23 protein-coding genes are annotated in these 22,532 nt (G+C 43.4%); 13 read left to right on the forward strand and 10 right to left on the reverse strand.

The annotated features are described in order from the left end of the window. Positions 1-102: 102 nt before the first annotated feature. Positions 103-1,488 carry a protoporphyrinogen oxidase gene (hemG, locus tag PBF_RS02195; RefSeq protein WP_035326523.1) on the forward strand — a complete coding sequence of 462 codons (1,386 nt, stop codon included), beginning with the start codon at positions 103-105 and terminating at the stop codon, positions 1,486-1,488. 40 nt (positions 1,489-1,528) lie between these two features. On the opposite strand, the gene PBF_RS02200 is transcribed toward hemG, so the two are convergent. Next, entirely contained in the window at positions 1,529-1,753 is a 225-nt protein-coding gene (locus tag PBF_RS02200) for a hypothetical protein (RefSeq protein WP_035326525.1), read from the reverse strand. Between the two features lie 96 nt (positions 1,754-1,849). Between PBF_RS02200 and PBF_RS02205 the strand changes: the two genes are divergently transcribed. The 3 genes from PBF_RS02205 to PBF_RS02215 all read left to right on the forward strand — a co-directional run bounded on the left by PBF_RS02205 (position 1,850) and on the right by PBF_RS02215 (position 3,362). Beyond that, on the forward strand, positions 1,850-2,215 hold the full coding sequence (locus tag PBF_RS02205; RefSeq protein ID WP_035326527.1) for a DUF488 domain-containing protein: 366 nt from the start codon (positions 1,850-1,852) through the stop codon (positions 2,213-2,215). A 68-nt stretch (positions 2,216-2,283) separates the two neighbouring features. Then, on the forward strand, positions 2,284-2,565 hold the full coding sequence (locus PBF_RS02210) for a GNAT family N-acetyltransferase (protein WP_035326530.1): 282 nt from the start codon (positions 2,284-2,286) through the stop codon (positions 2,563-2,565). Between the two features lie 14 nt (positions 2,566-2,579). Then, entirely contained in the window at positions 2,580-3,362 is a 783-nt protein-coding gene (locus tag PBF_RS02215; RefSeq protein WP_035326533.1) for an alpha/beta fold hydrolase, read from the forward strand. A 170-nt stretch (positions 3,363-3,532) separates the two neighbouring features. Here the strand turns inward: PBF_RS02215 and PBF_RS02220 are convergent, their stop codons facing one another. The 5 genes from PBF_RS02220 to PBF_RS02240 form a co-directional block, all read right to left on the reverse strand. Next, a complete protein-coding gene (locus tag PBF_RS02220) occupies positions 3,533-4,036 on the reverse strand; it encodes a hypothetical protein (RefSeq protein ID WP_035326535.1) in 504 nt (167 codons plus the stop codon). Then, complete coding sequence (locus PBF_RS02225; RefSeq protein ID WP_035326537.1) at positions 4,033-4,410, reverse strand: hypothetical protein; 378 nt, start codon at positions 4,408-4,410, stop codon at positions 4,033-4,035. The genes PBF_RS02220 and PBF_RS02225 overlap by 4 nt, the downstream gene beginning before the upstream one ends. A gap of 203 nt (positions 4,411-4,613) precedes the next feature. Next, complete coding sequence (locus PBF_RS02230) at positions 4,614-6,221, reverse strand: FMN-binding glutamate synthase family protein (RefSeq protein ID WP_035326538.1); 1,608 nt, start codon at positions 6,219-6,221, stop codon at positions 4,614-4,616. A 15-nt stretch (positions 6,222-6,236) separates the two neighbouring features. After that, positions 6,237-6,866 carry an NAD(P)H-binding protein gene (locus PBF_RS02235; protein WP_035326539.1) on the reverse strand — a complete coding sequence of 210 codons (630 nt, stop codon included), beginning with the start codon at positions 6,864-6,866 and terminating at the stop codon, positions 6,237-6,239. 165 nt (positions 6,867-7,031) lie between these two features. After that, complete coding sequence (locus PBF_RS02240; protein ID WP_035326540.1) at positions 7,032-7,880, reverse strand: YitT family protein; 849 nt, start codon at positions 7,878-7,880, stop codon at positions 7,032-7,034. A 228-nt stretch (positions 7,881-8,108) separates the two neighbouring features. Here PBF_RS02240 and PBF_RS02245 point away from each other — a divergent pair, with 228 nt between their 5' ends. Continuing rightward, positions 8,109-8,294 (forward strand): hypothetical protein, encoded by a 186-nt coding sequence (locus PBF_RS02245; RefSeq protein WP_035326541.1) that lies wholly within the window; start codon positions 8,109-8,111, stop codon positions 8,292-8,294. A 480-nt stretch (positions 8,295-8,774) separates the two neighbouring features. Here the strand turns inward: PBF_RS02245 and PBF_RS26040 are convergent, their stop codons facing one another. The 4 genes from PBF_RS26040 to PBF_RS02265 all read right to left on the reverse strand — a co-directional run bounded on the left by PBF_RS26040 (position 8,775) and on the right by PBF_RS02265 (position 12,867). Beyond that, on the reverse strand, positions 8,775-8,966 hold the full coding sequence (locus tag PBF_RS26040) for a hypothetical protein (RefSeq protein WP_160169236.1): 192 nt from the start codon (positions 8,964-8,966) through the stop codon (positions 8,775-8,777). Positions 8,967-8,990: 24 nt separating this feature from the next. After that, entirely contained in the window at positions 8,991-10,220 is a 1,230-nt protein-coding gene (locus tag PBF_RS02255) for a PucR family transcriptional regulator (RefSeq protein WP_035326544.1), read from the reverse strand. Positions 10,221-10,341: 121 nt separating this feature from the next. Further along, entirely contained in the window at positions 10,342-11,805 is a 1,464-nt protein-coding gene (gene putP / locus PBF_RS02260; protein WP_035326545.1) for a sodium/proline symporter PutP, read from the reverse strand. A gap of 144 nt (positions 11,806-11,949) precedes the next feature. After that, a complete protein-coding gene (locus PBF_RS02265; protein WP_035326546.1) occupies positions 11,950-12,867 on the reverse strand; it encodes a proline dehydrogenase family protein in 918 nt (305 codons plus the stop codon). A gap of 299 nt (positions 12,868-13,166) precedes the next feature. Between PBF_RS02265 and PBF_RS02270 the strand changes: the two genes are divergently transcribed. The 8 genes from PBF_RS02270 (at position 13,167) to PBF_RS02305 (ending at position 22,507) form a co-directional block, all read left to right on the forward strand. Beyond that, positions 13,167-14,321: an ABC transporter substrate-binding protein gene (locus PBF_RS02270; RefSeq protein ID WP_035326547.1), complete on the forward strand. Its 1,155-nt coding sequence runs from the start codon at positions 13,167-13,169 to the stop codon at positions 14,319-14,321. Positions 14,322-14,401: 80 nt separating this feature from the next. Then, positions 14,402-15,277, forward strand: a complete 876-nt coding sequence (locus PBF_RS02275) for a branched-chain amino acid ABC transporter permease (protein WP_035326548.1) — start codon at positions 14,402-14,404, stop codon at positions 15,275-15,277. A 12-nt stretch (positions 15,278-15,289) separates the two neighbouring features. Then, positions 15,290-16,267 (forward strand): branched-chain amino acid ABC transporter permease, encoded by a 978-nt coding sequence (locus tag PBF_RS02280; protein ID WP_035326549.1) that lies wholly within the window; start codon positions 15,290-15,292, stop codon positions 16,265-16,267. Continuing rightward, complete coding sequence (locus tag PBF_RS02285; protein WP_035326550.1) at positions 16,239-17,012, forward strand: ABC transporter ATP-binding protein; 774 nt, start codon at positions 16,239-16,241, stop codon at positions 17,010-17,012. The genes PBF_RS02280 and PBF_RS02285 overlap by 29 nt, the downstream gene beginning before the upstream one ends. Then, positions 17,005-17,715, forward strand: a complete 711-nt coding sequence (locus tag PBF_RS02290; RefSeq protein WP_035326552.1) for an ABC transporter ATP-binding protein — start codon at positions 17,005-17,007, stop codon at positions 17,713-17,715. The genes PBF_RS02285 and PBF_RS02290 overlap by 8 nt, the downstream gene beginning before the upstream one ends. A gap of 95 nt (positions 17,716-17,810) precedes the next feature. Continuing rightward, a complete protein-coding gene (locus tag PBF_RS02295) occupies positions 17,811-18,791 on the forward strand; it encodes a glycerophosphodiester phosphodiesterase family protein (RefSeq protein WP_035326553.1) in 981 nt (326 codons plus the stop codon). Positions 18,792-18,948: 157 nt separating this feature from the next. Beyond that, a complete protein-coding gene (locus PBF_RS02300) occupies positions 18,949-20,685 on the forward strand; it encodes an ABC transporter ATP-binding protein (RefSeq protein WP_035326554.1) in 1,737 nt (578 codons plus the stop codon). After that, positions 20,678-22,507 carry an ABC transporter ATP-binding protein gene (locus tag PBF_RS02305; RefSeq protein ID WP_035326555.1) on the forward strand — a complete coding sequence of 610 codons (1,830 nt, stop codon included), beginning with the start codon at positions 20,678-20,680 and terminating at the stop codon, positions 22,505-22,507. The genes PBF_RS02300 and PBF_RS02305 overlap by 8 nt, the downstream gene beginning before the upstream one ends. Positions 22,508-22,532: the final 25 nt, after the last annotated feature.

Genomic DNA, 22,532 nt, shown 5'->3' on the forward strand with positions numbered 1-22,532 from the left:
AAGAATATATTCATCATTTGGACAAACCCTCACATTCTTTCATAGCTTTAGGTTGTGGTACACTTTAAATATGAATTGGATGTAAAACTGAGGTGCATACGAGTGAAAACAGTATTAGTCATAGGCGGCGGTGTAACAGGATTGTCCGCTATGTATGAACTGAACAAATGGAAAAAAGAAAATGATCAGGATATACGGCTTGTGCTGGCAGAATCAGCAGAACAGCTTGGCGGAAAAATCCGCACGGTAAGGGAAGGCGGCTTCACTATCGAGGCGGGAGCTGATTCGATTGTTGCCCGCAAAGCAAATGCGATGAATTTTATCCAGGAGCTGGGGCTGGAAGAGGATGTTGTATACAATGCGGCGGGACGGTCTTATATTTACAGTGAAGGCGAGCTGAAGCTGATCCCGGCAGATTCTGTATTTGGAATCCCGGCGAGCGTTGAATCTCTTGCCAAATCAACGCTTGTTTCAGCAGAAGGAAAGGTTGAAGCCTTAAAGGATTTTTATACAAAAAATGACCGCTTTACAAAGAACGATTCGATCGGCGATTTCCTGGAGCATTTCTTTGGTAAAGAACTGGTGGAAAAACAAATTGCGCCTGTTCTTTCAGGAGTATACTCAGGGAATCTCAGTGACTTAACCATTGCTTCGACTCTTCCGCAGGTGTTTGATTATAAAGAAAAATACGGCAGCATCATAAGAGGGTTCGAGGAAAATAAAAAGGTGTTCCAGAGCGGCGGGGGAAAGAAGTTCCTTTCCTTTAATAAGGGCCTGGATACTTTAATTGATGCTTATGAGGAAAGATTGGACGGAACAGAAATCTTAAAAAACACACAGGCAGTAAAAATAGAAAAAACGGATCGCGGATATAAGGTTGATTTCTCAAATGGCGAAAGCCTGGAGGCAGATCATATAGTGCTCGGCATTCCGCATAATGCAGCTGCAGCCCTGTTCGATGATCAGGAGCTGAAAGCGGAGTTCGAACCTTTGAAGAACAGTTCCCTAATTTCCATTTATCTTGCTTATGATATTTTAGACAGCGAGCTGCCTGAAGACGGGACAGGCTTCATCACGGCCAATACGGATGAATTAACCTGCAATGCCTGTACATGGACAAGCCGCAAATGGAAGCATACATCAAAAAGCGGTAATTTGCTTGTTAGATTATTTTATAAAAGCAGCCATCCGGCCTTTGCCTCTCTAAAGGAAATGAATGAAGAAGAATTGCTGCAGACGGCTCTGGCTGATATTGAAAAAAGCCTCGGCATAACAGCAGAGCCTTTGGCAAGTGAAGTGACAAATTGGACTGAAAAAATGCCAAACTATCTGATTTCCCATCCTCAGACAGTAGCAGCACTTGAAAGCAGGCTGGGCCGGGAATACCCTGGAATATGGCTTGCAGGCTGCTCTTATTACGGTGTCGGCATCCCTGACTGCATCGAAAATGGGGCAGAAACTGCCGGAAAAATTATTGAGAATATGTAAAACAAAAAATCCCCTTCTGTGCAAGATGGGGATTTTTTGCTTATATGATTTTGGAAAGATCCTTAGGACTTTCAATTCTCATTTGCTCCAGTTCGAGCTTCATTTTTTCTGTTTCAAGCAAAAAGTTTTCCTGCTTCAGCTTTTCCAGGGTGATTTCATCTTTTATCATATTATGTTTGATCTTTGCGAGTTTTTGAGTATGAACAGTCATGATGGCAATGATGGGAATAGAGAAAGTCATAACCACAGCAATAATACCTGTCAAATTTCCTGCACCTCACATTTGATTGAATTAGAAAAAATTGTATATTATGTTTATAATAATAGCAAATCACAAGGGATATACAAGGGGTGTCTTAAATTGACCGGCATTTTCATTAAAAGAATTTATGACCCATACGACGAAGAGGACGGCTATCGGGTGCTGATTGACCGGCTGTGGCCCCGCGGAATTAAAAAAGAAGATGCCCGTTTATCAGCATGGGAAAAAGAGGCTGCGCCAAGCAATGAGCTTAGAAAGGCGTTTAACCATAAGCCTGAGCTTTTTGAAGAATTTCGGGAAAAATATCTTGCAGAGCTTCGAACACAGGACGATAAAATCCGCAAATTAGATGAGCTGGCAAGAATGTCAAAAAAGCAGAGTGTTACTTTATTATATGCTGCCAAAGATCCCATTCATAACCATGCGAAAGTTCTGTGTGAGGAAATTATGAGAAGGGATGTTTAGGCTCTCTATTAAGGAGGGAAAGCAAGAGAGAAAGATTAGAATTAATCTTAAATACAGGAGGAAATGATATGAATACAGATATACAAAAAGAAGAAAACCGTTTTTTTATAAATGATGAAGAAGGGAATATGATAGCTGAAATTACGTATATTCCAAGCGGCGATTCTGTCATAACCATAGACCATACATATGTAAGCGACTCTCTGCGCGGACAGGGAATTGCAGGAAAGCTTCTGGAAAGCGTGGTTCAGGAGGCACGCAGCAAGGGATATAAGATAGTGCCTGCCTGCTCATATGCAAAAGCTGTCTTTGACCGGAAAAGCGAATATCAGGATTTGCTTGCAAACTAAAGGAGGTTTTCTGAATGGACGCAAAAAGAACAGATGTAAATGGAGCAGCCATTTCATACTATGATGAAGGCACAGGGGAGCCGCTTGTATTGCTGCATGGATTTTGCGGCAGCAAAGATTACTGGGGAAGGGTCATTCCTTTATTGGCAGAAGACTTTCGCGTCATTGCGGTGGATCTTCCGGGGCATGGAGAGTCAGGGCTGCCGGAGGGTGAACTCTCTATTGAAAAGATGGCAGAAGCAATCAAAGAAGCTATAGATGAACTGGAGCTGGATAAGGTATCTCTTTTTGGCCATTCATTGGGCGGTTATGTAACCCTTGCATTTGCTGAAGCGTATGGGGACAATCTGAAATCCTTTTCACTTATCCATTCAACAGCCAGCCCGGATTCCGAAGAAGGGAAAAAGGGAAGGGATGTCGCTGCCGGTAAAATTGATAAAGAGGGTATGGAATCCTTTATAAATGGACTGGTGCCGAAGCTTTTTGCACCTGGGGAGAAACATCCTGACGAAATTCAACTGGCAAAAGAAATTGGCTATCGTACAAGAGCTGAAGGTGCAAAGGCTGCACTGAAAGCGATGAAACAGCGTGAGGACCGCAGTCATGTTTTAAAAAGGACAGAGCTGCCAGTGTTAATTGTCGCTGGAGACCAAGACCAGATTGTTCCTCCAGAGAAATCATTTGCAGTTGAAGGATCTAACATCAAGCCGGTAACAATTAACGGTGCGGGGCACATGAGCATGTACGAAGCACCGGATGAACTTGCTGAGGCAATCCGCGGGTTTTTGAAAGTGTAAGCAGTCTTTGTTTTAGAGCGCATATAAATTTCTTTATCCGCACATAAAAATCTTATTCGCACAGAAATTGGCGTTATCCGCACAGAAAGGTTTTTGTGCTATCAAATTAATCAATTTTGCGAATGAAATATAGAAAAAAAGCTCCTTTTCACCAGAAAAGGAGCCTTATTTTACTTAAATATTACTGAAATAATCTCATCTGTCGTCATTCCGCTTTCTATTTCAAACGTCCCGGGACGCAAGTCATTCTCAAGACCGCGTTTTTCTACATCTTTATAGAATTGGACTCCGCTTTCAATAATATGGGCATTTTCAAGCGCGTTACCCACGTCAATGCTGGTCATTCCCATTGATACGGTTAAAATAGTCCGGTAAACAACTTTTTCACCGGTTTTGTCATCGGTTTTCTTTTCTGCTTTATCCTCTTTTTTCTCGCTGGACTTTGCTGCGGCAGCGAGCTGTTTGCTCCATTCATCTTCCGTGTTGATGACGTAGCCTTTAGATGCCAGCAGGTCAATCATTTCTTCATCAGACAGCTTTTCCGCTTTTTCTGTTTTATCAGATGGCTTTTCAGTGCTCTTGGCTTCAGAAGGTCCAAATAGATAGACACTTCCGGTCAAAATGGCAGCCGCTAAAAGGCCAGCTGCAAAACTGCGCAAGGAATTTGGTGTCATTGGGCAACCATGCTCCTTTCGCCCTTGTTTGCTGAATAAGGCAAGAGCATCAGATCAACCTCGTTAGGTGTAAGCTGTTTTTTTAATGCAATGCTTTCATTAGAATATCCGCGTTTATGCATATCCAGTACTTCGCGCAGTAAAAGTCTTTCCTCTGAAGGACCGCTCATGGCCCCTGATTGCTTCGCCGTAATCTCTGCGTCCAATTCAATATTCCTGATTTGCTGCTGGAGCTCATGAATTTCATTTTTCAGTGCAAAAGTGACCTGATCAATTTGCTGCTCAATATTTGATTTTGACTGCGCCGTTTTTAAAAACGATAAAATGAGCAGCACAACTGCTGAACCAAATAGTATGGCAATTACCCATCCCATCCTAAAATCCTCCCTTATGTAAACACATTTTTTCTCGGTATCTATTTTTTTACCAAACTAAATTATACCTTTATTGCCGGGGGATTTCGAATGATAACCTCAAAATAACACGATAGTCCTGTTTTTATGTAAGAATAAGGTGTGGATGGTAAATCTTATTTCTTATAAAAACCCGGACCATCCAGGACCGGGCTTCTATTTGTTCAGTTTTCTTTCTGCAGCTGTGCGCGTTTGGCGGCATGCAGAATGTCTTCGATGGGAGAGACTCTCCCGAATTTATCTTTATGGACAATATGTTTTCTTTCAAACTGGGTGGGATTATCAATTCCTGCAGCTGCCGCCAGATTGTATAACCCTTCTCTGAGCGAAATGACATAGTTGCAGACCCGGTAATGCTTTTCCTCAACAATCAATCCATCCTGAAGCTTTTTGTCGGTTGTCGCCACCCCTGCCGGGCAGTGATTGGTATGGCAGACACCGGCCATAATGCAGCCGACGCTGATCATAAAACCGCGGGCAATATTGACCAGATCCGCTCCCATCGCAAGAGCAATGGCAATTTTGTCAGGAGTGATTAATTTACCGGAAGCGATAATTTTTACACGGTCACGTACCCCATACTCCCTCAGCATTTCATCGACAACTGTCAGGGCAGATTGGATGGGGAGACCCACGCTGTCTGCAAGCTCCTGATAAGTAGCCCCTGTTCCGCCTTCACCGCCGTCCACTGTAATGAAATCAGGGCCTTTGCCGCTTTTCTTCATATAGGAAATCATGTTTTCAAGAGCATCCAGGTCACCTACTACAATCTTCATTCCGACAGGCTTTCCGCCAACACTTCTGAGCTCCTCTATAAAATCGAACATGGAAGGGACATTATCAAATTCATAGAAACGGTTCGGACTGTTAATGGTTTTCCCAACTTCAACAAGCCGGATACTGGCGATTTCTTCGGTTACTTTTTCGCCTTCTACATGGCCGCCGCGGGTTTTCGCACCCTGCGCAAGCTTTAGTTCAAAGGCCTTAACCTCAGGTAATTCACTTTTCTTTTTAAATTCTTCCCATGAAAATTCCCCGTTGGGCTTTCGCACACCGAACATATCAGGGCCGATTTGCATAATGATGTCCGGGCTGCCGGCCAAATGGTACTGAGACAGGCCGCCTTCACCAGTATTCATCCAGGTTCCTCCTGCAAGGCCAAGACCTTTGGAAAGCGCCGTGATGGCTTTTTCACCAAGAGATCCATAGCTCATGGCCGATTGTCCCACAAGCCCCTTAACCCGGAATGGCTGGCGGCAGCTTTCTTCTCCCAGCACAACCGCATCTTCATCCCGAAGATAGTAAGGATCAGCCAATTTTTCTTCGCTGTGCTCCTTTCTTGAAAAAAGATTATCCCCATCGACCTTATAAACACGTGTGTTAATTTTCCTTGTATTATCCACCTTCATTTCATCAACCAGTTTGGGGAACAAGGTATTTCGTATATAGAAGCCTTCTTCATCAAAATCTCTTATTGATCCGAAGCCTATTAATCTTTCTTTATATTTGCCGGCTTTGACAACATCCTGGTATTCCTTTCTGGAAAAAGGCTTTCCTTCTGTATCATTATTGAACAGGTACTGTCTTAGCTCTGGTCCCACATTTTCCGTGAAGTACCGAACCTTCCCGATTACCGGGAAGTTCCTCAGAATGGAGTGCTGTTTCTGCCTGTCATCTTTTATATACCAATAAATAAATAGAATGACTGGTATAAAAATAACCAATGAGATAAATACAAATAATGCAATGACAAGGTAATCTGTTAAACTCATTTTATCCTCCTTCTATTAGAACTGACTTAGGGCTTTGCTGATAGGGGTGTCTCCAGAAGCTGCTTCAATGGTTGAATGAAAGACTGCTTCTTTATCAAGGGATTCAACGAGAACTTCAGCTGCGTCCTCGCGCGAAATCTCAGCCTTTCGGTTATGGATTTTCTCCGACAGGGTAATGGTTCCGTTTCCGGGATTGTCCGTTAATTGGCCAATTCGGATCACTGTGTACACTAAATTGGCAGCTTTAAGCATATCCTCCGGCAGATCCTTTGCTGCAATTTTGCGGGAAGGGTCTGTTTCGCTTTCCTCCGCTTTGACTGCACTCATCATCACAAATCTCCTGACATTTGATTTTTGCGCCAATTGGATGATATCGGATATAGATTGGTGATCGACCATAACGGTTTTGCCTGTATGTTTTTTAGGATTGACGCCTGTTAAATAAATCACTGCGTCTGATGCCTGAAGATAGGGGATCAGCTTTTCCTCGTCATAAACAATAGCCTGTGCTGCTCCCAGTTTGACCAGGTCTTCAATTTGATTTTCATTTGCAGCAACGGCAAGAGCTTCATGCTTCCTGTCAGCGAGCTTCCTGATTACATGCTCACCGACATCTCCATTGGCTCCGATTACAATCACCTTCATGCTAACGCCTCCTTTTTTACCTTTTTTCCACAAGGGGTTTATTTAAAACCAAAATTAGGCAAACAAAAAAACGGCCCATTATGAGGACCGCGCTGGTTTTACTAAAATCGTTGGCTCACTGTAGATAAAATAAAGCTCCATCCTTTGCGGATGAAGCTTTGCCAATTATGCCAGCCGCTTAAAGTTCTGGCCAAGTATTTCATTCATCGTGTGAACAGTGATAAATGCCTTATTGTCAACTTGAGTAATATAGCTTTTCAGCTTTGTAAAATCTTTTCTGCACAGGATGGTTGTAATGACTTCTTTTTTATCTGAAGTGAAGGCACCGGTTGCCGTGTGAATGGTTGCACCCTTCCCCAGTTCATGAACAATATAGGTTTTAATTTCATCACTGTGGTGGCTGATAATCACAATTTCCTTGTTAGAATTGAATTGCTGAAGTGCATAATCAATCACAAATCCATTAATAATGACACCAAAAAATGCATACATGCCGACTTGCGGGCCGAAAAGAACGGCGGAAGACAGGGCAATGGCTAAATCAGCCAGAAGCACTCCTCTGCCAACCTCAATATTAAGATATTTATTAAAAATCATAGCGATGATGTCTGTACCGCCGGTGGATGCCTGCTGGTTAAACACAATGGCCATGCCGGTTGCGGCGATGCATTGCCCGATAATCAGCTGAATAAGCAAGTCATCGCTCAGCGGCTGAGACATGGGAGCGAACTTCTCAAGCGCCCACACATAAAAGGACAAGGCAAAGCTTGCATAAATGGTTTTTGCCCCAAAACCAGATCCAAGAAAAATAAACCCGACTGCAAACAAAATCAAATTGACAAGAATCATGAATGTACCAATCGAGAAATCGGGAATTAAATCATTCATGATAATCGACAATCCGCTGACCCCTCCAGTTGCTAAATTATTGGGGGACAAGAAAAAATGGACATTTATAGAAACCAGGAAAGCTCCCAGGTTGATCATCATAAAAGAAAACAGTTTTTGCCGCATCGCCGCAACCTCCTTTTTTATAGTGTTTTTTCGGATTCCGTAAAAAGTGGAACAACGGGATTATAAAGCCCATCAAGACCCTTTGTAAAGGGAATGAGAGGAAAAAAATAAGGTTTAATAATTATGAAAATTGCAAGGGATTTCACCAGGGGGGTACTAATATCTATTTTTGTATAATTCTTATATAATAGGTATGATTAGCACGAGCACGAAAGGATGTAAGAAGTCTTGAAAAATAGAAAGCTTATTGTCATTCCCATTATGATACTTGTAGCCGGGGCTGCAATGTGGATGCTGAACAAGGATTATCAGCAGATAGACCTGATGATCCGCTTGATGATAGCAGCCGGTGCAGCACTATTATCAGGTGTTATTTCCTATTTTTTATTCAAGCCGGAAAAAGAAGAACAATAAAGTGAAACTTCAATCAGTGGGGGTTTTCCTTATCCCCCACTGATTGTTAGTCGCGTTCTAGTGTCGCTAAGATCTCCGCTAGCGCTTCGATCAATCGACACTACGAACCCGATTGGTTCAACTAAGCCTCTGCCTGTGCGTCGGCAAGTTTCACTGTATCTCACCAATCGGGCCTTTACGGGCAGTTTGACCCCCGCTTATCCTCCTTTGATTCTTCTGAGTCTTGAAGTGGGGGTCTTACTGCCCGTTAGACTGCGATAAGATGCCTGCTCCCTGGATGGGGGACAGGCATTTCTTTTTTTGGGGAACTTTTACAATTCTGATGCGTATATAAGCTGAAGGGAGCTGATGAAGGTGAACCATGTTAAAGAATGCCCGAGATGCAAAGGGACAGAATTTGCAGAAGGCACTGACTATGTGGCAGTCAGGCCATTGAATAAAAAACTCTCAACTGGATCTCTGAAGATCTTTCGCTTTTGTTTAAGCTGCGGGGAGATTGTATCTATCAGAGTTGAAAATCCTGGCAAGTTTAGAAGCAAGTGACGGAAAAAGAGGCGGGATGAAGCCGAAAAAGAGGAACGGTCGCCATGACCGCTTCATGAAGCTAAAAATGAGGAAGCGCAGGAGAAAACGGTCGCCATAAACGCTCCATGACGCCTCACGTTTAGGCATTCCCCCGCCAGCCTCCTCGCATTCTTATTTCTTCCGCTTAAGCAGCTGTAAATCAATGTACAGCTGGCATCTTGTATTAAAGTCGTCAAAATCGATTGAAGTCAGGTCGGTAATTTGTTTCATTCGGTATTTTAATGTATTGGTATGGATGAAAAGCTGTTCCGCTGTCGGCTTGAGGCGGCAGTTGTTCAATAAATAGACTTCAAGCGTCTTCAAAAGACTGGTTTGGCTCTCCATGTCTTTTTTCTGCAGCTTCATAAGGTCTTCATTTACATAATTAGTCTTGCTGTTATGCTGGGCAATTGGTTCCAGGTAACGGAACACCCAGAGCTTTTTATACTCATAAGGCAGTTCTTCAGGCGAACCGATGAATTTGGCGGCATTGATGACTTCCAGGGCCTCTCTATAGCTTTTGCGCAGTTTGAGGATGGAGTAATATTCTCCTCCGATACCAGCATATACAGTCTGCTGCCTGAACTGGCTTAGAACGGTATTGGTTAATTCGTGTGCGTCTTCTGAAAGGCTGCCGGGTGCAGGAGAGCTGCTGCCGATCATAACGATGATCTCATGCTGATTCATAAAGATGTGAGCGGGATGGCTGAGAGCATTCGCGAACAGCCGGACGGTTTCATTTAATTCCGCAAACATCTCTTCATCTCCCTGAACGACCGTAAATACATTGATGATAAAGGCCTCCGGGAGAATGATTTTAACATTGGCTGCCTCCCACTTAATCTGATCTTCCGTCTGATACGTGCGATCAATGATTTTTTGATAAAATTGATGTTTTTCTTCTTCTTTGCGGAGTTTCTTCAGGTTTTTCTGATATAAAAGCTTTCCAATATGGAAGGAAACGTCATGCAGAAATTTCATTTCGCTTTCTGACAGGAAGCCGTCCAATTCCTGAACCCAAATAAATCCAAGTATCTGCTCTTTATATTTAGCGCTTACAACTACGCGCTGATTAAGTCCGATTTCTTCCATTTTCTTAATTCTGAAAGGCTCAGGGATTGTCTTTAATTGATCAACAATGCCTTCATCCATAAATTTCTCCAAAATGGGAATGGGCCATCTCTTCGAAAAAATAGTCTGCTGGTTCGCCAAATCAAAATGCTCAATATAATACGAGCTATAAGCCAGCAGCGAGAATTGCTCATCCTCGATGACAACAGGCTTCTTTAAAAAAGTGCTGACCATTTCTGTGATCTCATCAATATCAGTCAAAGTAAGGATTTTCTCCAGCGGCTGGCTCATTAAGCTCCCTCCTAAATATTGCTGTTCTTATTATAGTGAAAAACAGTGACAGGCACCACCCGAATTTTGTCGAAAGAAAAAGGACTGGGCATTTTCTTGGCCCAGTCCTAATGAGTTTAGGTTATTTTAAAGATTTTTCAAAGTCAGCAAATTGTTTTTCGATTTCTGCAGGTGGCTTTGCAGTTAGAAGGCTTACCACTATGATAGCGATTAAGCTGGCAGCAAAGCCTGGAATCATTTCATAGAGGAAGTCTGATAAGCCTGCTTGAGACCAAATGATGACAGTGCTTGCCCCAACAATCATTCCGGCTAATGCTCCCCATCTTGTCATGCGCTTCCAATATAGGCTGAGAATGATGAGCGGTCCGAAAGCAGATCCGAAACCAGCCCAGGCATAACCCACAAGATCCAGAATCGTTTCATTTTTCTCCCATGAGATAATCAATGCAATGACAGAAACCAGCAATACAGATAATCTTCCTATTGTAACTAACTCCTTATCTGTAGCTGAACGGCGGAAGAATGTTTTATATAAATCTTCCGTTAATGAGCTTGATGTGACAAGCAGCTGTGATGAGATGGTACTCATGATAGCTGCGAGAATTGCCGAGATTAAAAAGCCGGTGATGATCGGGTGGAATAAGACCTCACCAAGGAGGATGAAGATCGTTTCGGGATCTTCGATGCTAATCCCTGTATCAGCCACATAAGCAATACCCACAAATCCAGTCAGCATAGCTCCAATACTCGAGAAAATCATCCAGCCCATCCCAATGCGGGTGGCTTTCTTGATTTCTTTAACAGAACTGATAGCCATAAATCGGACGATAATATGAGGCTGTCCAAAATAGCCAAGACCCCATGCAAAAAGGGATACGATGCCTAATAGACTTGTCCCTTTAAAGATATCAAGGAAAGCTGGATTGATTGTTCTGGCAGAATCAATTGCCGGCCCAAACCCTCCTACATGGAAAAGGGTTACGATTGGTACAAGAATGAGGGCGAGAAACATAATCAAACCCTGAACAAAGTCTGTCCAGCTAACCGCAAGAAATCCTCCAAATAGTGTATACGCAACCACAACACCTGTAATGATCCATAAACCTGTGTGGTAATCCAGCCCGAAAGTGCTCTGGAATAAAACTCCCCCGGAAACCATGCCTGATGATACATAAAAGGTAAAGAAAATTAAGATAACTAATCCTGAAATCAGGCGGAGGATTTTGGAAGCATCCCCGAATCGGTTTTCTAAATAACCGGGAATCGTGATAGAATCATTGGCTACCTCAGTATACGTGCGAAGCCTTGGTGCAACATAGATCCAGTTTGCCCATGCTCCAAGAGTCAAGCCGATGACAATCCAGGAAGCGCTTAGGCCAGTGGCATACATGGCTCCAGGAAGGCCCATCAAAAGCCATCCGCTCATGTCGGAAGCACCCGCACTTAAAGCGGTTACCGCAGGACCCAGTGTTCTTCCTCCGAGCATGTAATCTGATAGATTGGAAGTCCGTTTATACGCATAATAGCCAATCCAAAGCATTCCAATCATATACACGGTAATAGATATAATTAATGCATAATCCATTTTGTTAGCCTCCTTTTTGTTAGTTTAACTAAATATTTAGATAAAATAAGCGATGAGAAAGCAGTGGTTTGCTTTCTCATTACCTAGAAATCAAGAATGGTTTCTTTTATTATAGTTATAAAATAATATTTTGGAAGAAAAATATTATTTTTTGAAAATGCCCTTAAAAGCAAATGCGATATTAGCCGGGCGTTCAGCGAGCCTTCTCATGAAATATCCATACCAATCCATGCCGTATGGTACATAGACCCGCATCTTATAGCCTTGCTTTGCCAGCTCCAGCTGTGTTTTATTCCTCATGCCATAAAGCATTTGAAACTCGAAACTATCGTTTGAAATGTTATGCTTCTTTGCTAATTTCTTTGTGTACTCGATGATCTGATCATCATGGGAAGCTATTGCTGTATAGTTTCCGTTTAAGAGGCTTTGTTCTATTAATTTCTTATAGTTTTCATCGACATCTGTCTTCTCAGGAAATGCGTGCTCAGGTGCTTCTTTATATGCGCCTTTTACCAGTCTTAAGAAGGGCTGGTATTTCCCCAAATCCTCGAGGTCCTTTTCGGTCCGGTACAGGTACGCCTGCAGAACGGTGCTAACACAGCTGTACTTCTCTTTAAACTGTTTAAACAAATCGATCGTTGCCTGGCAGCGCGGTACATCCTCCATATCAATTGTCACCATAATCTTATGCTTCTCCGCAGTATCAAGAATTCTGGTCATATTTTTCACAACAAGATCATGATCGATATCAAGACCAAGGGAAGTCATTTTTAGGGAAACCTGTGAATCCAGTCCTTCTTTGCTGATCATTTCAATGGTTGAAATGCATTCCTCTGTCCGTTCATTAGCCACTTCAACAGAATCAACAAATTCTCCCAAATGGTCCACTGTTACAGAAAGTCCCTGGTTATTCAGATCTCTGATAAAGCGGACGCTGCTTTTGAAATCAACTCCGCCAATTAATTTACCTGCGGCAAAACTTCCGCCTCTGTTCTGGGCAATTTTATTCAGTAAGCTATTTTTTGATAAATATAGAAAAAAGTCTCTTGTAATCGCTTCCATTTTAACTAGCACCTCCAATGGTTATACCTTTAGATTAATCTTACAATTCTGTGACAAGTTACGACAATGTTCATGAAAAACAAAGATTCTATAATTCTATTGTTGACAGAAGACAATGAAAGGCTGCATTTTCCAGACAATGAAACATCTGCTTCAGTACAAGGCAGCATCCATTTTCCGTTGTCAATTAATATGTAAGAAAAGTTTCCATATTATTGTTTACAATGACAAGCATTTGTATTTAAATAGTAATATAGTTTTGAATATTACCTTATTTCTGAAAACGGGGGTTAGAGAAAATGAGAAAGCAGTTAAAGAAATTTGCGCAATTTACAGCATTGTCAAGTTTGCTTGTCCTCTCTGCATGCGGCGGCAACCAGGCTGCAGGGGATGAGGATGGGGAGAGCAGCGGAGGAGCCGTTAAAGCGGATATTGGAGTTATTTCTTATATCAGCGGACCGGGTGCAGCTTATGGGGAAGCTATCACAAATGGCTTAAAGCTCGCACAGGAAGAAATCAATGGCAAGGGTGAAGTCGAGATTAACCTTGTTATAGAAGATTCCGCCGGCAAGCAGGATCAGGCCTTGACAGCAGCACAAAAGCTAATGAATTCAGAGAATGTGACAGCCATTATCGGACCTACATTAAGTACGGAAATGAATGTAGTTGGTCCGGAAGCCGATCTGAATGGAGTGCCGATTATGGGAACTTCAACAACGGCAGAGGGGATTCCGCAAATCGGGGACTACGTCTTCCGCAACTCGCTGCCTGAAGCATTGGCGATTCCGGCTGCACTAGATAAAGCCATTGAGAAATATGATGCTAAAAAAGTAGCAATTCTATATGGAAATGATGATGTTTTTACAAAATCGGGATTTGACACGATGAAAAAAGCAGCAGAAGAGAAGGGACTTGAAATCTTAACGATTGAAACGTTCCAAAAAGGACAATCAGACTATAATGCACAATTGACGAAAATTAAAGGTCTAAAGCCAGACCTTATTCTGGCGTCGGCTCTATACAATGAAGGTGCAGTCATCATGGATCAGGCAAGGAAAATGGGCATTGATGTCCCGTTTGTCGGAGGAAACGGCTTTAATTCTCCTGAGGTCATCAATATCGCAGGGGATGCAGCAAATGGCCTGATTGTGGCAACTCCCTGGTATGGTGAAAAAGAAGATGATAAGGTCAAGGAATTTGTCGGTAAGTTTGAGGAAGAATACGGCAAAAAGCCTGACCAATTTGCAGCCCAGGCTTACGATGCACTATACATTATGGCTGAAGCATTAAAAAATGCGGGTGAAGCTGACCGTGATGCACTTCGTGACGCTTTGGCCGAGGTCAAGGGCTTTAATGGAATTCTTGGAGAGTTCTCTTTTGATGAAGAAGGAGATGTCGTAATGGATCCGACCGTTCTGGTTATTGAAGGCGGAGCATTTAAGGAATTTAATTAAAAAGCTGTGAAAGTGAAGCTCTGGCGCCTTCAGTGCCAGAGCTTACTTTTAAGAAAATTACTAGTAAGCAGGTGAATGCCGTGTTAATCGAACAATTAATAAACGGAATTACCCTTGGCAGCATTTATGCCATCGTTGCACTTGGGTTTACATTGGTTTTCGGGGTGCTTGGGATTATCAATATGGCACACGGAGAAATTTTTATGTTCGGAGCCTTCATTGGTGTTGTTGTCACTTCCACATTTAAAGGGCCGCTTTGGCTGGCCTTTCTGGCAGCGATTACGGTAACTGCTGCAATGGGATATTTGCTTGAACGATTTGCCCTGAGACCGCTTCGGAATAAACAGGGGGTATCCCATCTGGCTCCATTGATCAGCACCATTGGTGTATCAATACTGCTGGAAAACCTGTCCCACCATATTTTTGGCCCGGGCAACCATCCTTTCCGTGCTTCTTTTGCGGAAATAAGCTTCCAGATCGGTTCAATAACTGTGTATCTTGTGCAGATTGTCATCTTTGTGATATCTGTCCTGCTCATGTACGCCCTTTCTTTTTGGTTGGGAAAAACAAAAGCAGGAAAAGCCTTAAGAGCAACTGCTGAAAATCTGGAAACGGCAAGCCTCCTTGGTGTTGATGTGAAAAGAACAATTACAATGACGGTTATTATCGCATCGGCGATGGGTGGAATTGCCGGGATTTTAGTCGGGATGGCATTTAACTCTGTAACGCCGCAGATGGGTTTATCTATTGGGCTAAAAGGACTTGCCATCATCATCCTTGGCGGCATGGGGAATGTCAAGGGAGCGATGGCCGGGGGCCTTATCCTTGGTCTGGCCGAAACCTTTGTTGTTGTTTACGGCGATTCAGGATACAAGGATGCAATCGCTTTTGCAGCCATTATCATCATACTTCTCATCAGGCCGCAGGGATTGTTTGGCCAAAAAATTTCAGCGTAAGAAGGTGAATTCATGCTTGCAGAATTAATAAATCCATATTATTTACAGGTAGCTTCTTTTATATTAATCAACATTATATTAGGGGTTAGTATTTATATTACTCTATCAACTGGACAGCTTTCCCTCGCTAATGCAGGATTTATGGGGATCGGTGCCTATACATCTGCACTATTGACGCTGAATTTTGACCTTCCCATTATTGTGGGGATACTGGCAGGAACTTTATTGGCGGGGGTATTTGGAATCCTGATCGGGATACCGACATTAAGGCTTCAGGGTGTTTATCTCGCCATTGTTACCCTCGGGTTTGGAGAGGTTATCCGCGTTATTTTTGTAAACTGGGAGTCTATGACAAAGGGAGCTGTCGGGTTATCAGGTATACCGCATATGGGCCGTGAGCTGCTGAATACTTTAAAAGACTTTGGCTTTGATCCGAAAATACTTGGACTTCAAAATAACCAGTTTGTATTTCTTGCTATCTTTCTCATTTTATTAGGGGTGACAATCAGCATCATCGCATTTTTCAGAAGGCAGAACCGCTCAAGAGTAGGACGGGCTTTCGCCGCGATTAAGCTGGATGAAAAAGCTGCAGAATCAATGGGCATCAATATCACATATTATAAGGTCCTGGCATTTGCACAGGGGGCCCTGGTAGCGGGATTTGCGGGTGCACTGTTTGCACATGTTCTTGCGTACATAAGCCCTGCCGATTTTGCCTATCACCGTGCTGTTGAGATTCTGATTTTCGCCGTTTTCGGGGGAAGCGAAGTAATCTGGGGACCGGTGTTTGGGGCCCTCTTTTTAACTGTAATGCCGGAAGTGCTCCGATTTATCAGCGAATACCGCTACATGATTTACGGTCTGATCATTATAATTATGATGGCAGTCAGGCCGCAGGGATTAATTGATGTAAATATTTTAAACTGGGTCAAGCTTAAAACACCAAAGAGGAGGCAAAAGCATGGTACTTCAAGTCAAAAAAGCATCTAAAAACTTTGGCGGGCTGAGTGCCCTGTCTGATGTCTCGTTCTCTATAAATCAGGGTGAAATCTTTGGACTGATTGGTCCGAATGGCGCCGGGAAGACAACGATGTTCAATCTGATTACATCAATGTTCACTCCTTCATCAGGCGAAATCATCTTTAATGAAGACAATATCAATGGCTTAAAGCCGCATCTGATCACGAAAAAAGGCATTTGCAGGACATTCCAGAATATTCGCCTGTTTCCGCAGATGACAGCAGAAGAAAACGTGATGGTCGGGGAGCACTGCCGAAGTAAATCAGGTGTATTCAGCAGTGTATTCAGGACAAAATCACAGAGGCAGGAAGAAGAGAGAATCCGCAGCAAAGCGAATGAACTATTAGAGTTTGTAGGGCTGGGCGGGTTTGCGGAAACTGTATCAGACAGCCTCGCATACGGCCAGCAAAGAAGGCTGGAGATTGCCCGTGCGCTGGCAAGCTCCCCCCAATTGCTGCTGCTCGATGAACCGGCAGCCGGGATGAACGAAACAGAAACAAGTGAATTATTTCACCTCATCAAAAAAATTCAGGAACAGGGCATCACAGTCCTGCTGATTGAGCATGATATGCCGCTTGTCATGAAATTATGCGACCGTATTGCCGTCCTTAATTTCGGCAAGAAGATTGCTGAAGGCACACCTGCCGAAATCCAGAATAATCCTGATGTCATCGAAGCCTATCTCGGCAGTGAGGAGGAGGATATGTATGCTTAAGGTAAATGGGATTAACGCTTTTTACGGGAAAATCCAGGTTCTTAAAAACATCAGCCTCGAAGTGGAAGAAGGCAGTATTGTTACGATCCTTGGTGCAAATGGTGCAGGGAAGACAACGACCATGAAGACCATATCCGGAATGCTTAAGCCTCAAGCCGGCAGCATTCAATTTCAGGGGCAGGATGTAACGGGACTCAGGCCGGACCAGCTGCTGCGCAAAGGGATTGCCCTTGTTCCGGAAGGCCGCCAGATTCTTTCCGGAATGACAGTGCTTGAAAACCTGGAAATGGGGGCATACCACCGTAAGGATAATGAAATTGACAGGGATATTAAGAACGTTATGGAGCGTTTCCCCATCCTTGAAGAACGGCAGAAACAGCTTGGCGGAACATTATCCGGCGGACAGCAGCAGATGCTGGCCATTGCGAGGGCAATCCTCAGCAAACCAAAGCTGCTTCTTCTTGATGAACCGTCAATGGGACTGGCCCCTTTGATCGTGGCTGACATCTTTAAAATTATTAAAGAAATTAATGAAGCGGGCACGACTGTTCTATTGGTAGAACAGAATGCAAGGCAGGCACTGAAAATATCACATTATGGGTATGTCCTCGAAACAGGAAAAATGGTTGCTGAGGGAAGCTCACAGAAGCTTCTGAATGATCCTCGTATCATGGAAGCCTATCTGGGGCGCAAATCAAGCTAATGATAAAAGGCCGAATCTTTTGATTTGGCCTTTTATCTTTTTACCTAATGCATTATGATAATAACGGAAATCAACGCGCAAAAACCGGAGGACAAATGAATAAGAGAAAGAATACCTTAAAACGGCTAATCATAACTTTATTAATTCTCGGTGTATTCATATTTTTAAACAACAGCTCACTGCTTACGAAAGAAAGAAACGATAAGCCGCTGCTGCTCGCCCATAGAGGAATGGCACAGACCTTTCATATGGAAGGGATCACAGGGGAGACGTGTACGGCTGAAAGAATTTACGAGCCGGAGCATTCCTTTCTTGAGAATACGATTCCTTCCATGGAAGCAGCTTTTGAGGAAGGTGCCGATGTAGTCGAACTGGATATCCAGCTTACAAAGGATGGACAATTTGCGGTGTTCCATGACTGGACGCTGGAATGCCGGACAAATGTAAAGGGAAATACCAGAGATTATACAATGGAGGAATTAAAAAAGCTGGACATTGGATACGGCTATACAGCCGATCATGGAAAAACCCATCCTTTTCGCGGTAAAGGGATCGGAATGATGCCAAGTCTGGATGAAGTCATGAAAGAGTTTCCGGAAGGAGATCTCTTAATCCATATTAAAAGCAATGACTCCGAGGAAGGAGTAAAGCTTGCTGAATACCTGTCCTTGTTTCCGGCAGGCAGATTGGAGAACATATCTGTATATGGAGGGGACAGACCAATTGCTGCACTGAAGGAAGAAATGCCCGGGATCCGGGTTATGTCTAAGGCCACACTGAAAGATTGCCTCCTGCCATATATAGGCGCGGGATGGACAGGTTATGTTCCCAATGCCTGCAAAAACACACAGGTTCATATTCCTGAATCGTATACAAAGCTGATGTGGGGCTGGCCAAATAAGTTCTTAAACCGAATGGATGAAGCAGGAACAAGAGTTATAGTAGTTGCAGGGGACGGGAGCTGGTCGGAAGGCTTTGACAGACCTAAAGACCTGGAACGGCTCCCTGATGGCTATTCAGGAGGCATCTGGACAAACAGGATTGAACTGATTGCCCCAAAATATAAGATGGAATAGACGCCTGATTCAGGCGTTTTTTAGGTTTTTTCAATGGAATTATTTAAAAATTTTGTAAAAAGGATTATGATATGGATAGGATTATTTAGTTTGTCGAAGGATTTTAGGAGTATGATTATACATATATTAACTGCAATTACAGCTTGGGGGACTATAAATGGCGAAAGTTTTATCATTTCTTAAGCCTTACCGGATAGCGGTGGCTATAGCTCTGTCATTAATGCTGACTGAGCTTGCTGTTGAGCTTATTCAGCCATTATTAATGGCAAAGATCATAGATGAAGGCATTCTGCAGAATGATCTTCAGGAAATCCTGAAGTGGGGAGGGATCATGCTGGCTGCTTCGTTTGCGGCTTTTGCGGCTGGAGTCATTAATTCCTTTTATGCTGCACATGTCAGCCAGAGCTTTGGTTTTGATGTAAGGAAAAGCTTATATGACAAGGTGCAATCCTTCTCCTTTGCCAACTTTAATCTATTTCCGACCTCTTCATTAATTACCCGTATGACGAATGATATTACGCAGCTTCAGAATACTGTTTTTATGAGCCTTCGAATCATGATGCGGGCGCCTCTCTTAATCATCGGCGGACTTATTATGGCTTTTGTGGTAGATGTGAAGCTTGCTCTTATTTTATCAGCTGTGGCTCCATTCCTTTTTCTATTTCTGTTTTGGGTCATGGGAAAAGGCGGCACGCTTTTTAAGGAAGTCCAGGAAAAGCTCGATTCTGTAAATAGCGTCATGCAGGAGAACCTGACGGGAATCCGGCTGATTAAAGCGTTTGTCCGCAGAAATCATGAAGTGAAACGCTTTACGCTCACAAATGAGGATCTCAGAGATGGAACTGTTAAAGCATTGCGTCTGATGGAAGTGACCATGCCTGTTCTGCTTTTCATTATGAATCTTAGTATTCTTGGAGTCCTTTGGTTTGGCAGCATTCAGGTAAATGCAGGTGATGTAAAGGTCGGCGAGGTAGTTGCGATTGTGAACTATGCAACCAGAATAACAGCTGCCTTCTCCATTTTCTCCTGGATTATTATGGCATTTTCAAGAGCGAGGGCTTCTGCAAACCGCGTAACAGAGGTATTGGACACTGAAGTGGATTTGACTGACCGCTCAGAATCTCATGACCTTAAGGACTTAACAGTGAGCCGGGGGGAAATTCACTTTAAAGATGTATCTTTTAAATATCCCGGCACTTCAGAGAAGGTACTCGATGGCATCAGCTTTACCATCCAACCCGGGGAAACAGTGGCGATATTGGGTGCAACAGGCTCCGGAAAGACCTCTTTATTCCAGCTGATCCCCCGCCTTTATGATGTGACCGGCGGGAAGGTTGAAATTGACGGGCGGGATGTCAGGGAATTGAAAATGGAGAACCTCCGCAGGAAAATCGGTTTTGTCCCTCAGGAAGCTCTGCTCTTTACTGGCAGTGTGAAAGAGAATATTTCCTGGGGCAAAGAACATGCAGCGATGGAGGAAATCACTGAGGCAGCTGTCAATGCGCAAATACATGACACAATCATGAAGCTTCCGCAGGGGTATGAAACAAGAGTGGGGCAAAAGGGTGTTAACTTATCCGGCGGGCAAAAACAGCGTCTTTCCATTGCCCGGGCGCTTGTAAGAAAGCCTAAAATCCTTCTTCTTGATGACAGCACAAGTGCACTGGATATGAAAACAGAAGCAAAACTTCTGAGTTCATTGAAACAATATACCTGTACAACCATGATTATTACGCAGAAAATCAGTACAGCAATGGAAGCAGACAGAATCCTGTTGCTTGAGGATGGAGTGCTTCTTGCTGAGGGAAACCACGAGAATCTTCTTAAAACATCCGGATTGTATAAACGGATTTTCCAATCCCAGTCTGGAGAGGAGAACAGAAACTATGCTTAAGCAGGTTAAAGAACCTTTCCAATATAAAAAGATTCGTCTTGAGCTGAATGGCGAATTTTCTAAAGGGAAAAAGCCTAAGTCTGAAAACATGGGGGCCACACTAAAAAGAATCTGGTCCTATTTAGCCTATAATAAGGGATTGTTATATCTCGTTTTATTAATGGTGGTCATCAGCTCGGCAATGGGGCTTCTTGGCCCATATTTAGTCGGAATGGCTATTGACGATTATATTGTCACAAAGAACAGCGATGGATTTATAGCTTTACTGATCTGGCTTGGAGTCATTTATGTGATGAACTCGCTTGCCCTCTGGTTTCAGAATTATTGGATGATCGGCATCGCCCAGGAAACGGTTTTTGCGATGAGAACGAAGCTTTTTGGCCATTTGCACAGGCTGCCTATTCCGTTCTTTGACAAGCGGCAGCAGGGGGAACTGATGAGCAGGGTCACAAACGATATTGAAAATGTCAGCTCGACTCTGAACAGTTCAGTGATCCAGGTCTTTTCCAGCCTGCTGACATTAATTGGCACTGTCTCCGTTATGCTCTGGCTAAGTCCTTTGCTGACGCTCATTACCCTGATCATTGTGCCGCTGATGTTCTTTGGAATGAAATGGATTACAGCACGGACAGGAAGGCTGTTCAAAGAGCAGCAGAAGAATCTTGGAGAGCTGAATGGTTTTATTGAAGAAACCATATCCGGACAGAGGATCATCAAGACCTTTTCTCAGGAACAGAAAGTGATGGCCGAGTTCCGGGAAAAAGGGGAAAAACTTAAGCTGGCAGGGTTTTGGGCTCAAACTTATTCCGGGTTTATCCCAAAACTGATGAATGTCCTGAACAACCTGAGCTTTGCTGTTATCGCAGGGGCAGGGGGCATTTTTGCCCTGAATGGGATGATCTCAATCGGTGTGATTGTCGTGTTCACGGAGTATTCCCGCCAATTCACACGTCCGCTTAATGACCTGGCAAACCAATTTAACACCCTTCTATCTGCGCTTGCAGGAGCAGAGCGGGTATTTGACATCATGGATGAGGATGAGGAATTCCGAAATGAAGAGCAGCTGAAAGAGCTTGTAGAAGTGAAAGGAGAGGTTGAATTTCAGGATGTTTCTTTTTCGTATGATGAAGACGGAAATACGGTAAGAAACGTAAACCTCCATGTCAAAGCAGGCCAGACCGCAGCTTTCGTTGGTCCGACAGGTGCAGGAAAGACAACCATGATCAATCTGCTCTCCCGCTTTTATGAACGGGACACAGGCCGTATTTTAATTGATGGTGAGGATATCGCTAATGTAAAAAAAGAAAGCCTGAGGAAGCATATGGGATTTGTCCTGCAGGATTCATTTCTATTCCGCGGCACTGTGCGCGAAAATATCCGCTACGGCAGGCTGGAAGCTTCAGATGAAGAAGTGATGGAGGCGGCTAAGCTTGCCAATGCCCATTCATTTATCATGAAACTTCCTCAGCAGTATGATACAGTGCTGAGTCAGGACGGAAATGGCATCAGTCAGGGGCAAAAGCAGCTTCTTTCCATTGCACGTGCATTTCTGGCCAACCCGGACATATTAATTCTGGATGAAGCCACAAGCAGCATTGATACAGTGACAGAGCTTAAAATTCAGGATGCCCTTCAGGAGCTGATGAAAGGAAGGACCAGCTTTGTCATTGCCCACCGTTTGAACACAATTCAAAATGCGGATAAGATTTTTGTTCTGGAAGAGGGCAGGATTATTGAAGAAGGAACACATGAATCACTGCTTGAACAGGAGGGCTTTTATTACCGGCTGCATGGTAAAGCGGCAGCTGGGGCAAATGCATGAAGTCAAAGATTATTCCAAAACAAAA

Source organism: Cytobacillus firmus DS1, assembly GCF_000565285.1.
GTDB classification, from domain to species: Bacteria; Bacillota; Bacilli; order Bacillales; family Cytobacillaceae; genus Cytobacillus; species Cytobacillus firmus_A.